Here is a 14,106-nt window from a genome sequence, read left to right as displayed (position 1 = left end):
AAAAAGTAGATAGGCCTCTTTCTGCCGCAGCGTGTTGGGGGATTTTTAACAGAGCAAGTCTAGCGTCCTTTTTGCAGGGCTGCTGTTGATCTGGTGCGGTAGAGACAAAGGGACAGGGGCGCTGCATTTGCATTTTTCCAATATGGGGAAGACAATATGCCGACCACTTTGCTGAAGACCGGAATCGCCGCCTCCCTGCTCCTTGCTGCATCGCCGGTTCTTGCCGACTCCTACAAGCTGACCACACTGGAGTGGCCGCCCTATGTCATGGCTGACGGATCTGGCACCAGCCCTGATGCGGTGAAGAATACCTTCTCAAAGGCAGGTCACAGTGCGGAAGTGGCGGTTTTTCCTTGGAACCGCGCCGTGAAGATGGCTGCGGAAGATCCGGCCTGGATCGGAGTCTTCCCGGAATATTACAGCTCTGACTCCGATGCGGACAAGGGCGGCAGCCGCTGCCTGTTCTCCAAGTCTTTCGGCATTAGCCCCGTCGGGTTCATTCAGCTTGCTGACAAGCCCATTACCTGGAAATCGCTGGATGATCTGAAGGCCTACAAGATCGGCGTGGTGCGCGGCTACAACAACGAAGAACAGTTCGATGCCATGGCCGCCAAGGGTGAGATCAAGGTCGACGAGGCGGACAGTGATGTCCAGAACATCCTGAAGGCTGCCGGCGGGCGCACGGATGCTGCTGTGGTCGACAAGCTGGTCTTCGAGCATCTTGCCAAGACCGATCCCCAGGTTTCAGCCGTTGCCGGCAAGCTGTCCTTCAATGAAGTTCTGTTGAAGGAGCATGGCTTGCATGTCTGCTTCAAGAATTCTGACGAAGGCCGCAAGGCGCGCGACGCCTTTGACAGCGGACTCTGAGGTGAGAGGCCCCGGCTGCTGACTTTCCGGCACCGGGGCCAGTTGTCCTTCTTCTTGTCTGAAGGGTCCTGAGTGGCCTTGTCTGAGGCGTCAATCGAATGCTCCGCCGTCTGGGTTGGGTGCAAAGAAGATTCTGCCGGGTTTCTGACAAGTGCATGCATATTATTTGTGCCTATGCATGGAGCCGGATCGTAGTATGGCTTCATTGTGTAAATTCGATTTCTTTATATTTTGTACTTGGAAATAATTATCTCTATCGGCTTGCGAAATTAAGGTTTCGTTTGTTGATTTAGGTCACGATGCTTCGAATTGAGATGGGGATATACAATGAAGTTCTGGCAGTCTGTAAAGTTCGCCACCATCGCTCCTGTCGTTGCTGTCGTCGCGGTCGCTTTCGCCGGATTCTCCTACGTCACCGGCACAAAGCAGATTGCAACAGTCGAGGCGTCCTTCCGCTCCGAAATCCGGCTGAGCACCGAGCTTTCAAATCTCGCGCTCGGCAATGCGATCTGGGATTTCAATGCGGAACTTGCCAAGACGGTTCTCAGTCCGCTGCTGGACAATCCCCATTTCTCCTGGGCGGTCGTGCGGGAGGAGAGCGGCTCCATCTTTGCCGTGATTGACCGGAATGGTGTCAGTGGCGAGGATCTGCTTGCCAATGTGGCGGCGGAAGATCAGGCTCCTGCAGATGACGGGCGCACCAAGTTCATCATGACGCCGGGCTACATTGTTGGCATCAAGCCGATACTACGTGAAGAGGGGGGCAAGCAGACCCGGATTGGCGCTGCCTATGTGGCGTTTGACCGTCAGTTCGTCACCAGTGCCCGGACCGAGGCGCTGACAACCTCGCTGATTTTGACTTTGGCTGCGATCGTGATCGTGTCGCTGTGCCTGTTCCTCCTGATCCGCCGTATCGCCAAGCCGATTGCGCAGCTGTCGCGCACCATGCTGACGCTGGCCGATGGCCAGCTCGACTGTGAGGTGCCTTGCCTCGACCGGGCTGACGAGCTGGGCCAGATGGCCAAGACCGTGGAAGTGTTCCGGCACAACGGTCAGCGCCAGCGCGAACTTGAGGGGCAGCAGGCCGCAGCCTACGAGAAGGAGCGTGAGCGCCAGGCCGTGCTTGAAGCGCTCGTCGCAGACTTCCGCAATGACTCGCGCCAGCTGCTTGAACCGGTGCAGCAATCGACCGTCGCCATGTCGCAGATTTCGGACCAGCTGCTCGGCATGTCGAGGGATACCACGAGCCGTACGGCGTCCGTCGCTGCGGCAACCGAACAGGCCTATGCCAGCGTGCAGACGGTTGCCTCCGCAGCTGAAGAACTGTCGGCTTCCATCAGTGAGATTTCGCGTCAGATCGCCGATACCAGCGGCGTTGTGGCCGCCGCCAATTCCAAGGCCGCCTCTGCCAACGAGCAAGTGGCCGGTCTTGCCGCCTCGGCGCAGAAGATCGGCGCCGTGCTGCAGCTCATCCAGGATATCGCAGAACAGACGAACCTTCTGGCCCTCAACGCCACCATCGAGGCAGCGCGTGCAGGTGACGCTGGCCGGGGCTTTGCCGTCGTGGCAGCCGAGGTGAAGGAGCTGGCGACGCAGACGTCAAAAGCCACCGAAGAGATCGCGGCCCAGATCACGGCCATTCAGGACGCCTCGACCGGCTCCGTGGCTGCAATTGACGAAATTGCCAGAACCATGGTCCGGGTCAATGAATACACCGATGCCATCTCCCGTTCACTCGAACAGCAGGGGCTGGCCACGACCGAAATCAGCAACTCTGTGCAGGAAGTGGCATCCGGAACCCGTGAGATCACGGTCAACATGACCAGCGTCAAGCATGCGGTCGAGGAAACTTCGTCTGCGGCTGCGGATGTGTCGCGCTCCTCGGGTGATGTCTCCGAAAAGACCCGCCTGCTGGCGGGCAACATTGACGACTTCCTGCGCCGCGTCAGCGCGGCATGATCTTGCGCAACCGCGCAATGGCAAAGGCTCCGGGGCACTCCCCGGAGCCTTTCAGTGTGTTTGCTGATGGCTGTGGCCTTTACAGACCTCGCTTCCAGTCCGCCGGCATTTTCTGGCGGTGAGGATAGGGCGCGCAGCTTCCCAAGCGTGACCTTCATCACAGGCCGTATTCTCCCGCATTTGCTATAGTGCCTTAAAGCAGAAAGCCGGACTGGTGCTTCTGCAGGGTAGGGGGCTGTGCATGACGATCCTGTCGATAAGATCGAAAGACTTCAGCCGCGCGCGGCGTGTTGAGGAATTCCGCAACGTGGTCGCCAATATGACCAAGGTGGATTTCATCCCCGATGACCGGCAGGACTTTCACTCCGAAACAACCATTGCGGTGATGCCTGGGCTTATTGTGGGGCATGGACGGCATTCCGCCTCGACAGCGGTGCGCAGCCAGAGCCATGCGGCCGATTGCAGTGACGACGTCATGTTCCACATTCCGCTTTCCGGTGGTGGCACAATCCTGCAGACCGGCGGGCGTGAGGAGGTGCTGCGTCCTGGCCTCGTCTATGCTGATCCGGGCGACGTGCCAGGGACCCTGCGCTTCGGTGGGGAGCACATGGAGGGCATCTATGTGTCCATCCCGCGGGTGCATCTGGGTCCGGCAGCAGCGGGGCTGGATGCGGTGTTGCGCCGTACAGCGCCGCTGACGCCGCAATGGCGGCTGTTTCTGGGATATGCCCGCATGCTGCACGACGAACTGCCCGTTCTTGCCCCCGAGGAAGCGGCGCAATGCGTGGCGCATGTGCAGGATCTGGCGCTGATGGCCCTTGGCGCAACACGGGAGGCGGCAGAGGCGGCTGCCGGACGGGGGCTGAGGGCCGCACGGCTGAAGCAGGTGAAGGCGGAGATCGAGCGCAGCCTCGTGACACCCGGGCTGAGTGCAGACGGTGTCGCCGCGCACCTTGGCCTTTCCCCGCGCTATGTGCGTGCCTTGTTTGAGCGCGAGGGCACATCGTTTCGCGACTATGTGGCTGCCCGGCGTCTGGCCATGGCGCACCGGATGCTGACGGATCCGGCCTTTCAGCATCTCAATATTGCGCAGATTGCGATGGAGGCCGGTTTTGGCGATCTGTCCTGGTTCAATGCCCGCTTCCGCCAGACCTACGGCATGACGCCAAGGGACGTGCGGGCACACCGGTTCTAAGGTCATATGCGGGGAAATTGGCCCCTGTTTGTGCCGTAGTCCCCGCAAACAGGTGCCGGGAGCCCCAAGACGGTCCCGGCCTAACATCCTAGTCTTTTTTCACGATGCTGCTGCTGCCTGTCTTGCCGGCGGGCGGTCCGGGCATGGCCATTCGAGGATTTTCTGGATGTGGGATTTCAGCCTGACCGGTGCTTTTGCACTCATGGCGCGTACGGCGCCCTTTCTTCTTTTCCGCATGGCGGTCTATTTCGGCATGGCCTGCGCCTATGTCATTGCTACGGGTACGGGCGTAGCCATCGGCTATGGTGTTGGCCAGCTGGGCGATGAGGATTTTATGGCTTCCAGCACGGCTTTGGGGGGCATCACGGGTTTCGGCCTTGTGGCGGCGGTGCTCTATCTGCTGCGCGAATATGTGCTTTACATCGTCAAGGCTGGGCATATTGCCGTTCTTGTCGAGCTGATGGATGGACGTGCCCTGCCGGACGGGGAAGGGCAGGTGGCCTATGGCAGCCGCATGGTGCGTGAGCGCTTTGCGCAGGCCAGTCTGCTTTTCGGCATCGACCAGCTGGTCAAGGGCGTCATTTCCGCCATCGCCGGGCTTCTCGAAGGCATTGCTTCGCTGTTGCCCATTCCCGGTCTGCAGGCTGCGGCGGGGCTGCTGCGCAATTTCTTGAAAGTGGCGATCGGCTTCACGGACGAGGTGATCCTGGCCCATGCCATGCGCACCCGCGCAGCCAATCCCTGGGCCTCGGCGGAAGAGGCGCTGGTGCTCTACGGGCAGAACTACAAGACCATGTTCCGTAATGCCGCCTGGCTGGCGGTGATGATCTATGGCCTGTCCTTCCTGGTGTTTCTGCTGGCGCTCGCCCCTGCGGCAGCCGTTGTCTACCTGATGCCTGGTGCGCTCAGCGCAGGCGGGCTGGTCTTTGCCATTCTCTTTGCCTGGGCCTTCAAGGCAGCGCTGCTGGAGCCGCTGGCTGTCACCTGCATGATGCAGGTCTTTTTCAGAACAACAGAAGGACAGGTGCCGGATCCGGCATGGCGCGCCCGGCTGCAGGATCTGTCGGCCAAGTTCAGGGAAATTGGCGGCAAGGCGCGCGACTGGGTTTCAGGACGTTCCGGTGCTGACCGGCCGACAGCCGCATCCGCATGAGGAGATTACCGGTTATGAAGAGCATCCAACTCAAAACGGCTGCCCTGCTGGCGGCAACCATCTTTTGCCCGCCACTGGCCGCTGTGGCACAGGAGGCCCCGCGCACCATCATTGTCATGGATGGCTCTGGTTCCATGTGGGGCCAGATCGACGGGCGGGCCAAGCTGGAGATTGCCCGCGAGGCTGTTGCCAGGGTGGTGCAAGGCATTCCCGCGCAGCAGGAACTGGGGCTGCTGGCCTATGGCCACCGGTCCAAGGGCAATTGCGGCGACATCGAGCTTCTGGTGCCGCCCGGACAAGGAAGCGGAGCTGCGGTCGTCAATGCCGTCAACTCCATGCGCTTTCTCGGCAAGACACCGCTTTCGGCTGCCGTCCGGCAGGCGGCAGAGGCGCTGCGCTATGGCGAGGAAAGCGCCACCGTTGTCCTTGTCACCGACGGGCTTGAAACCTGTGAGGCTGACCCTTGTGCCCTGGCCTCGGAACTGGAGGCGGCTGGCGTCAATTTCACTGCACATGTCGTGGGGTTCGGACTGACGAAAGAGGAGGGCGCGCAGGTGGCGTGCCTCGCTGAAAACACCGGCGGGCGCTACATCGAGGCGGCCAATGCGGGCGAACTGGCTGATGCCTTGACTGAAGCCATCAGCATGGAACCGCCTAAGGCAAACACTCATTTCCCCGGCAAGCCCTTGATGCCTTCCATCCAGTTGCAGCCGACAGGTGCGGCGATCGGTGCCGAAACTGCCGTGCCTGCACAGCCGGATTTTCCCCGCACCGGCACGGCGGAGGACTGCCGCGCCCTGGCGGAGGCAGATGCCAATGCCGCAGCCTGGAATTTCGAACCGCCCGGCAGCTATTTCGTCGAAGAGCCGCGCTGCCGCCTCTACAGTTACTCGACTGAGATGGACTGGGCCGTGTCGCCGCCGGAAGACGGCTGGGTCTCGGGCTTCAAACCGGATGCCATCCTCTTTGTCCGGCCGCTTGAAGAGCCAGCTTTTCAGCCGGGCAAGGCAGGCATGATCAACCGGGGGCCCTACGCCGTTGGCGTTGCCCAGATCGAACTGGGTGTCCTCGCCGAGGGAACGGAGACGGGGGGCGCAGCCCTGGCCTTGCGGCTCTACCCTGCGGGGAATGTGACCGAAGGGTCAGCGATTACCTACAGCACGGTCGAGGGGACCGAGGGAGCCAAGGACGCGGCAATCGAGCTTGCCGCGCCCGGTGAGTATACTCTGCGGCTGGAAACCTGGGGTGGCGATAAACTCGACGAAATGGAAATTGTTGTCGAGCCTGATCCAGCCGTCACCCTCACGGCGCCGGCGGCGGTCGAGCCGGGCAGTCCTATCGCCATTGAGACTCGCGGCAGCCAGTTGCGCAGTGACGGCATCGAGATCTGGCAGGGCGAGCAGCAGATCGACTGGGGCCGGACACTCAGTGAACTTGCTGCGGGCCAGTCTCTGAACGCCCCCTCTGAACCGGGCACCTATGACCTTGTCTACAAGGGCTATGATGCTTCTGGCGAGCGGAAGGAAAAGGCGCGGGTCTCCATTGAGGTCGGCACCTCGAACGCTACCGGCGGCGGAGGTGCGCCACGGCAGAAGAAGGCTGAGGCTGGTTCAGCCCCAGTCCCGGGCGCAGCTTCTGGCGCGGATGGAGAGGCGGTCTATTCCTGCGATGGTCCGGCACCATGCTCCATCACTGACGGCAGTACCGGCCTGTCTTTCATGCTGCCTGCCGGCTGGTGGACGGACCAGCCCGTAACGGAAGGGTATACGGCAGGTGCGCAGGCATCGGGTGAGACCTTTCCTCCTCGCGTCAACTTTTTCCGCCATGGTGCTGACGACACTCTGGTTCTTGGTCCGCGTCAGTGGCTGGCCATGAACGGGCCTTGCGATGAGGTGGGCACCCTTGGCCAGTTCTGCATGTTTGAAAGCACCGATCCGCAGGTGCTGGCGGCCTTTCAGCTCGTCAAGGCGACATTGAAATGGGAGCAGCCTCAAGCGGCTAAAACGACGCAAGCTGATCAAACAGGTTTTGCGGCAAGCGTCCAGCAGGGTCTTGCCGGTCAGGACGCCCAGACCAAGGCGATGATCGGTGCGCTTCTGGGGGCCGCGCAGAACGCCGGGCCGAATGGCGAAATCGACCAGAAGGCCATGATGGGGGCACTGCTTGGCGCCGTCCAGGGAGCGGCACAGGGCACCGCTCCTGCGGAGGCGGGCGGTTGCGGTGACAGTCAGGGGCACGGGCCGGATCATTGTGAAAACGGCAAGGAGGCCGGCGGCAAGGCCTGGACGGATTATCCCCATCGCTGCCTGCCCGGCGACAAGACGGTTGACAGCTGCGACATGCGCGATGCGGCCACCAATCTTGCCTTTTATCTCCCGGAAGGCTGGGTGGCGGACGTCACCCCGGCTGCGCCTTTTCCGCGTGTCGAATTTGCAGAAAACACCGGTTCCACCCATTCGATCTGGCTCAATCCCGCCGATTGGCCCTTGGGGGAGCGGGGGTGCGAAATCACCCGCGTTGGCCGGTTATGCACGGACCCGGACCGGGGAGACGAAAAGCTTGCCAGCGTTTTCCGTACCCTGCAATTCACGCTGACCACCGGAAAGGTTCTGCGCCGCTGTGGAGACGAACCTTGTGAGTTCGGTTTCAAAGGCTCGCCGGTTTCAGGTCATCTACCCGCGCGCTGGTCGGTGGAGTTAGGCGAAACGCTGCCGGATGGCCGTGTGCGCACCTGGTTCTGGGATATGGATCGCAGCGGCAACTTCAAGCTGATGGGGCTCAATCAGCCGGGAGGCCAGAATTGCCAGCCACTCCAGCCCGGCGATGAGATCTGCGAATTCACCTCAAATATCCCGCAGGAGGAAAGCAGCCTGATCATCAACATGATCGTTCCGCCAGCGCCTCAGGACCGCAAACCCGCCTTGCAGGCAAGCCCGCCGCGGACACTCGCGCCCGACGAAATGAAAGCCCTGCTTGACCTTATCGGGAGGAATTGAGCCATGCGAGTTCTGATAACTGCCATTGCCACTTTACTTGGTTCTTCCGCAATGGCCTGTGAGCCGCCTGTCATCGCCATTGATGAAAAAGGAAACGCAAGGTGGAACGATGTCGGCCCGGAAGCACGGGGCGCAATGGAAAACCGCGCCGGTCCGGCGTCCTCGGCACTGGATGTTCTGATAATCGATGAACGCTCATCGAAGACGCAGTGGATCGGCCCCGGCCATACCCCGGACGAAATTGCAGTCGTCTATGGTATCAACAGCTATGTCTACACCGGCTCTGAACGTTGCGCACCTGCCGGCATGCCGCGCGACCTCGAACGTCTCCCCGATGATCCGCCGCCTAGGGAGCTCCCCCCCGGAAAGCCGCCTGAGGAACTGCCCCCCGGAAAGCCACCCATAGAGCTGTTTCCTGATGAACCCGCTGCTGGTATCCAGCCGCGATCGGGCCTCTGGCAGGCCCGCCTCGGTACGGCCCGCTTCGAGGGGTGCCCGCAGATGATGCAGCAATATGGACCCATGGGAACCGGACTGAAGCCCGAGATGATGGCACCGCGCCCGTTGACTTACAGGGTGCCGTTCCATCCTGACCAGCTTGAGCTGACCAAAAGGCTCGCCGCAGAGGGGCTAAGCACCATCACGTGGCGCCGTGCCGGGCCTGACTCCTGGGAAGCGGAAGTATTCCCCGAACTTTCCAGGACGGCGGCGATTGAAGGCGCCGGGCTTTGGAAGATGTTCTGGAAGCTGACGGTGAAGAGCGATGCTGAGATTGAGCATGCCGTGACTCAGCACATCAAACTGCCGCCCGAAGCTGCCGCAGTGATGGGCGGTTCATCCAATTGCCGCATGACCGTCGTCAATTCATGGGTGCGTGTTGGAAATTGAAGAACTCCGGTCAAGGAAGCTGGCGGCTGGGCTAACCTGCCGCCAGCTTGACCCTGTTCCGTCCGGCATTCTTGGCCCGGTAAAGCGCCTGATCGGCGAGGCGGCAGGCCTCTGCAAGGCTTGTCTGGAAGGGCACCGGGGCGACGCCAAAGCTGGCAGTCACCTTGAGGTCACGCGGCAGGTCCGGCAGAGACATGACCTCCAGCCGCAAGCGCTGTGCGATCTGTACGGCAGCATCGATATCCGTCCCGGGCAGGAACAGGGCAAACTCCTCTCCTCCCATGCGTCCGGCCACAGCCTTTGCAACTTGGCAGGACTGCAGACGCTGGCCAAAACTTCTGATCACCGCATCACCGGTCGGGTGGCCGAACGTGTCGTTGATCTGCTTGAAATGGTCCAGATCACACAGGATGACAGCATGGGGGCCTTGCGGGTCTTCGCGGCGCAGCGCATCGACCCGCCGGTCAAAGCCGCGCCGGTTTGCAAGGCCTGAGAGAATGTCGATCTCAGATTCCGTCCGCTGCAGAGCCATGATCTCCAGAACGAGTTTCGCAAGCAGCGTCAATCCGCTTACCACCATCAACACAGCCGTCAGGCTTTGCGAGATGAGTGCATAGTTCGTGTGGACATAGTCCTTGGCGGTCGTGCCCGCACCAAAGGCGACAGCCAGCCCCGCCTTTGCCAGAAAATGCAGGCCGGTGAACAGCAGCAGAAAACCAAGAAATCTGTCGAGCCCGGTCCGTTGGGGGGCTGAGATCACGATCTGAGCTCCGGCCAGAACCGCGAAGGCAAATGGGCCTTGGTAGAGGAACGCATGCAGTGGGGTGCCTCGAGGCAGATCATAGATCACATAGGCCATGAACAGGGCTGCCGGCAGGAAAACGGCAATGCCTCTGGCATCAACCCTGCGGCGGTACATCTCGCCGATCCCGACGGTCATCATGACCAATCCGCACAAGACGGACGCAAAGGCTCCCAGCGCCCACAGCCTAGGTGGCCCCGCATAGGCAACCAGCAGTTCGCAGAGGGCCGAAAGTGATGCGACAGCAAAGCCGGCGCCGAGCCATCTGCCCGCCAACGGGGATGTGCTGCGCTGTGCGACAACGAAGAACACAGCGCTGAACGACAAGGCCACAGCGAAGTTTACCATCAGAAAGAATGCTGCGCCGTTCATCGTTCTGCCGCCCGGACGTGGATTTGGCCGTTTGCGTTTTGTCCGGTCTGGATAATGCCTAAGTGTGAAGGCTTTCCTGACTGCCTGTTGCAGTACCTCCGGTGCCAGCTCCGGCGTTGCGGTCTGGACCGGGAGGCAGGACTTCGCGCCTTGCGGCACAAAGGCAGGTGAGGGCGTCGCCTTGTCAGGCACAGCGGCAATGACAAGGCAAGGCAAGATTTATGGTACAGCGCGATCCGGAAACGCCTTAACAGGATGCGCTCTCAAGGATGGCTCCTTGACGAGGAGCGCCGGACCGGATGCTGGGCCGATGCTCAGGCCTGACGGGCCTTGCGGTTGGCATAGCGCCGGTCACGCTCTGCCTTGCGGGCAGCTTCATCTTCCAGAACGCGGGCGGCGCGGTTCCTGTCGGCCAGTTCGCGCGCTTCGGTTTCGGCTCTGGCTGCGGCCTCCGCTTCGGCGGCCTTGAGGGCGGCTTCGGTTGCAGCCCGGTTTTGCTCTTCCAGCTTTGCCTTTGCGCGTTCTGCCCGGCGTGCGTCGCGGGCCTCCGCGATCCTGATCCGCTCGGCCTGCTTTGCTTCGCGCTCCGGTCCGGCTGCTTCCTTTGCTGCGCGGTAAGCCTGCACAAGGGCTGCCTTCGCGTCGGAAGCGGTGCTGCGGCGGCCGGAATGGCCGTTGTTCGTCATGTCTCTCAAGTCTTCACTCCATCAGGCGGTTCCGCCTTGGCTTTTCATGCAAGGGCACCAGCTGCCGGTGCAGCGGGTCTGCCATAAGGCTCTGTTATCAGGTCCGTTTCGTCCGTTTTGCCGGGGATCTGGCGGCAGCTGCGAGGCTGTCACTCAGTTCCCTGGCAAGCCGTGCTTCCCGCAGTCTCATGGTCTTTTCGTCGCGTGCAGCAGTGATCGCATCCAGCTCTTCAAAGGCACGGGTGCGGGCAAAGAACTGCGACTGTTCCCGGCCAAAGGCCGTTTCTGCCTGCTGGCGGGACTTGCTGTGCTTGTCGGTCATGGGGGTCCTTCCGGAAGTTGCCCGCTGCTGCAGGCAACAAAAAAGGCCAGGCAAATTGCCTGACCTTGTTTGGTCTCATGCTTTCGGCAATGCCAGTACATCCGTGGTCAAGGGAAAGCAGATCCCGGATCTATCAGGCGGCCTGCAGATTGCAGGCAGACATCTTGCCCGACTTGTTGTCGCGCTCCATGTCATAGGAAACCTTCTGGCCTTCCACGATCTCGCGCATGCCGGACCGTTCGACGGCGGAGATGTGGACGAAGGCGTCCGGGCCGCCATTGTCAGGCTCGATGAAGCCGAAACCCTTGGTGGAATTGAACCATTTTACTGTGCCAGTGGTCATGATGAACCCTTTCATAGCATAGAGAAAACCCGCAAGCCGGAAGGCCTGCAAGCGGTGATAACGATGCTTTAGAGGGAGTGTTCGTTCAGCGCGATGTTGATCGCGTGATAACCAAAGCTCAGCAAAAAAGATATCGATGAAAAATACATACAGTTTTTGATCCGATTTGTCAAATTTTGTTTTTGGAAAACATGGATAAAGCAAAAAATACGCAGGATTTCAGCCGAAAAAACGTATCTGAATCTTCTTATTCGTAAGGCGGATACCGGCGTTGTAGGGCTTCAGGAGGTGAGGCTTCGTGGATTTGGGAGGGGCTGCCGCCGGGCGCGTCCGCCGGAGCTCCTTCGAACAGGGCCTTGTCCTGTTCTGACGGGGCCAGAGGATGAGCTGCGAAGATTAGGCAGTTCAGACAATCCCGGCTATGATCCAGCCAAAGATCACGGGAGGCGGTCCGCGTGGGCCGGTGATTGATGGGCTTTTCCGATCATATCAAGGAAATCGAACGCGTCGGGCAGGGCAGCAACACGGGCAGGGATGCCGTGGTTGTTGCGTCCTGGCGGCGCTGCCTGGAGACCTACCAGCTTGATCCGGCGAAGGCGCGCGAGGCGGTGATCGTGTCCGAGACGCGGCTGCGCGAGCACAGGCAGCAGGCCGAGGATCTTGTGCATATTGCAAGGTCCGGACTGGAGCGGCTCTACCGGCAGGTGGCGGAGCAGAACTACGTCCTGCTGCTGTCGGACCGGCAGGGCGTCACCGTCGAGTTTCTGGGCGATCCGTCCTTCAACAACAGCCTGCGCAAGGCAGGGCTTTATCTGGGCTCCGAATGGTCCGAGCCGCGTGCCGGAACCTGTGCGGTGGGGGCCTGTATCACCACCGGCGAGCCGCTGACGATCCACCAGAGCGACCATTTCGACATCACCCACACGCCGCTGTCCTGCACCGCTGCGCCCATCTATGACACGCAGGGCGCACTTGCGGCGGTACTCGACATTTCGCTCTTGAGCTCGCCGATCCTCAAGGCCAGCCAGAACATGGCCCGGCATCTGGTCTCTTCCACGGTGAGGCGGATCGAGCTGGCCAACCTGATGGCGAGCAGCCGCCACGATCTTGTGCTGCGCTTTGCCGGAGCGCCGGAGTTCCTTGATGTGGACCCTGAAGCGGCGATTGCCGTTGACGGGGCAGGGCGCATCACCGGCATGACGCATGGCGGTGCAAAGCTTCTGGCCGCCTCGCGTGGTCTCGACTGGCGCAGGCCCGAATTGCTGCTGGGGCAGCTGGTCACGGATTTCTTTGAAGCGGAGTTTGGCGAGCTCGCTTCGCTGACCCGGGCCAGCCTGCCGCAGGACCGCAGGATTGCCCTGCGCGGCGGCGCGTTCCTCTATGCCCATGCCATCGAGCCGCAGCAGCGCATTGCAGGCCAGCCGGCGGCCCGCCTGCCGCGTGCCTTGCCCGCGCTGAGCCGGCTGGGCGGGACCTGTCCGGCGATCGACAGCCTGAGGCGCAAGGTCATGAAACTGGCGCCTGCACGGCTGCCTGTGCTGCTGCAGGGGCAGACGGGCACCGGCAAGGAGCATCTGGCACGGATCATCCATGAGGTCAGCGGCGTTTCCGGCCGGTTCGTCGCCGTCAACTGTGCCGCCATCCCGGAACAGCTGATCGAGAGCGAGCTGTTCGGCTATGCGCCGGGCGCCTTCACCGGAGCGCTTGCCAAGGGGCGCAAGGGGCTGGTGGAAGAGGCGAAGGGTGGCACGCTGTTCCTGGACGAGATCGGCGACATGCCCTTTGCCGCGCAGAGCCGCCTGCTCAGGGTTCTGGCGGAAGGCGAGGTACTGCCCGTGGGCGGCTCAGTGCCGCGCAAGGTGAGTTTCCGCGTCATCTCCGCCTCTCACCGGCCACTGGCGGCCCTTGTTGCGGCAGGAAGTTTCCGCGAGGATCTCTATTACCGGCTGAATGCCGCCGTTCTGCCGCTGCCGCCGCTGTCCGGGCGGGAGGACTTTCCCTGGCTGCTCGCCCGCCTCCTCGAAAAGCACTCTGCCGGTGGGAGCCCCTTGCGGCTTTCGCCGGAGGCCAGAGCGCTGCTGCTCGCCCATTCCTGGCCGGGTAACATCCGCGAGCTGGACAACGCCATCGCCTTTGCCGCCGCACTTTGCGAGGATGGCGTGATCGGGGTGGAGGATCTGCCGGAGCAGCTGACCCTTTCGCCCCATGCCGCTACAGAAGGCAATGACGGGGACGGCCTGCTCGCCATGCTCACCTCTTGCAAGGGCAATGTGTCTGAGGCCGCGCGGCGGCTCGGCATCGACCGCACCACCTTGCACCGCCGGATGAGACGCCTGGGCATCGGCCGGCCGCATTAGGGGGGCGGAGCCTTTGATGGGCGCGATTGTAGCGTAGCCTGTGCCGCGCCACACACCCGGCGTCGTCCCGGACGCAGCGGAGCGGAGATCCGGCAACTGTTTCATTGATGTCTGAATGTGGCGTTCTCCCGGAGCATGGCATTGAGGATTGTGAGGAGTTTGCGCG

At 61.6% G+C, this 14,106-nt stretch carries 11 protein-coding genes; 7 read left to right on the top strand and 4 right to left on the bottom strand.

Annotated features, from left to right (window positions below; all coding sequences use genetic code 11):
• The first annotated feature begins 156 nt into the window (after nt 1–156).
• The 6 genes from V6L75_RS10810 to V6L75_RS10785 all read left to right on the top strand — a co-directional run bounded on the left by V6L75_RS10810 (nt 157) and on the right by V6L75_RS10785 (nt 9,058).
• Complete coding sequence (locus V6L75_RS10810) at nt 157–867, top strand: substrate-binding periplasmic protein (protein ID WP_334251529.1); 711 nt, start codon at nt 157–159, stop codon at nt 865–867.
• Between the two features lie 327 nt (nt 868–1,194).
• Entirely contained in the window at nt 1,195–2,826 is a 1,632-nt protein-coding gene (locus V6L75_RS10805) for a methyl-accepting chemotaxis protein (protein ID WP_334251528.1), read from the top strand.
• A 241-nt stretch (nt 2,827–3,067) separates the two neighbouring features.
• Nucleotides 3,068–4,021 (top strand): helix-turn-helix transcriptional regulator, encoded by a 954-nt coding sequence (locus tag V6L75_RS10800; protein ID WP_334251527.1) that lies wholly within the window; start codon nt 3,068–3,070, stop codon nt 4,019–4,021.
• A gap of 166 nt (nt 4,022–4,187) precedes the next feature.
• A complete protein-coding gene (locus tag V6L75_RS10795) occupies nt 4,188–5,174 on the top strand; it encodes a hypothetical protein (protein ID WP_334251526.1) in 987 nt (328 codons plus the stop codon).
• A gap of 14 nt (nt 5,175–5,188) precedes the next feature.
• Nucleotides 5,189–8,170 carry a vWA domain-containing protein gene (locus V6L75_RS10790; protein ID WP_334251525.1) on the top strand — a complete coding sequence of 994 codons (2,982 nt, stop codon included), beginning with the start codon at nt 5,189–5,191 and terminating at the stop codon, nt 8,168–8,170.
• A gap of 3 nt (nt 8,171–8,173) precedes the next feature.
• A complete protein-coding gene (locus V6L75_RS10785; protein ID WP_334251524.1) occupies nt 8,174–9,058 on the top strand; it encodes a hypothetical protein in 885 nt (294 codons plus the stop codon).
• A gap of 31 nt (nt 9,059–9,089) precedes the next feature.
• Here V6L75_RS10785 and V6L75_RS10780 read toward each other — a convergent pair whose 3' ends face one another.
• From V6L75_RS10780 to V6L75_RS10765, 4 genes are all read right to left on the bottom strand, one after another.
• Nucleotides 9,090–10,232, bottom strand: coding sequence for a GGDEF domain-containing protein (locus V6L75_RS10780; protein WP_334251523.1), 1,143 nt, complete (start codon nt 10,230–10,232; stop codon nt 9,090–9,092).
• Between the two features lie 314 nt (nt 10,233–10,546).
• Nucleotides 10,547–10,927, bottom strand: a complete 381-nt coding sequence (locus V6L75_RS10775; protein ID WP_334251522.1) for a DUF6481 family protein — start codon at nt 10,925–10,927, stop codon at nt 10,547–10,549.
• A gap of 88 nt (nt 10,928–11,015) precedes the next feature.
• Nucleotides 11,016–11,240, bottom strand: coding sequence for a hypothetical protein (locus V6L75_RS10770; RefSeq protein ID WP_334251521.1), 225 nt, complete (start codon nt 11,238–11,240; stop codon nt 11,016–11,018).
• 133 nt (nt 11,241–11,373) lie between these two features.
• On the bottom strand, nt 11,374–11,583 hold the full coding sequence (locus tag V6L75_RS10765; protein ID WP_334251520.1) for a cold-shock protein: 210 nt from the start codon (nt 11,581–11,583) through the stop codon (nt 11,374–11,376).
• A 470-nt stretch (nt 11,584–12,053) separates the two neighbouring features.
• Here V6L75_RS10765 and V6L75_RS10760 point away from each other — a divergent pair, with 470 nt between their 5' ends.
• Nucleotides 12,054–13,940, top strand: a complete 1,887-nt coding sequence (locus V6L75_RS10760; RefSeq protein ID WP_334251519.1) for a sigma-54-dependent Fis family transcriptional regulator — start codon at nt 12,054–12,056, stop codon at nt 13,938–13,940.
• The last annotated feature ends 166 nt before the right edge of the window (nt 13,941–14,106 follow it).

Source organism: Pannonibacter anstelovis (assembly GCF_036881715.1).
Lineage (GTDB): Bacteria > Pseudomonadota > Alphaproteobacteria > Rhizobiales > Stappiaceae > Pannonibacter > Pannonibacter anstelovis.
This window is presented reverse-complemented; position numbering and strand designations above follow the sequence as displayed.

Excerpts from the sequence above, each read along its gene's own strand:
- V6L75_RS10790 (WP_334251525.1), top strand. The coding sequence starts at position 5,189 with ATGAAGAGCATCCAACTCAAAACGGCTGCCCTGCTGGCGGCAACCATC.
- V6L75_RS10785 (WP_334251524.1), top strand. The coding sequence starts at position 8,174 with ATGCGAGTTCTGATAACTGCCATTGCCACTTTACTTGGTTCTTCCGCA.
- V6L75_RS10795 (WP_334251526.1), top strand. The coding sequence starts at position 4,188 with ATGTGGGATTTCAGCCTGACCGGTGCTTTTGCACTCATGGCGCGTACG.
- V6L75_RS10765 (WP_334251520.1), bottom strand. The coding sequence starts at position 11,583 with ATGACCACTGGCACAGTAAAATGGTTCAATTCCACCAAGGGTTTCGGC.
- V6L75_RS10810 (WP_334251529.1), top strand. The coding sequence starts at position 157 with ATGCCGACCACTTTGCTGAAGACCGGAATCGCCGCCTCCCTGCTCCTT.
- V6L75_RS10780 (WP_334251523.1), bottom strand. The coding sequence starts at position 10,232 with ATGAACGGCGCAGCATTCTTTCTGATGGTAAACTTCGCTGTGGCCTTG.
- V6L75_RS10800 (WP_334251527.1), top strand. The coding sequence starts at position 3,068 with ATGACGATCCTGTCGATAAGATCGAAAGACTTCAGCCGCGCGCGGCGT.
- V6L75_RS10760 (WP_334251519.1), top strand. The coding sequence starts at position 12,054 with ATGGGCTTTTCCGATCATATCAAGGAAATCGAACGCGTCGGGCAGGGC.
- V6L75_RS10805 (WP_334251528.1), top strand. The coding sequence starts at position 1,195 with ATGAAGTTCTGGCAGTCTGTAAAGTTCGCCACCATCGCTCCTGTCGTT.
- V6L75_RS10770 (WP_334251521.1), bottom strand. The coding sequence starts at position 11,240 with ATGACCGACAAGCACAGCAAGTCCCGCCAGCAGGCAGAAACGGCCTTT.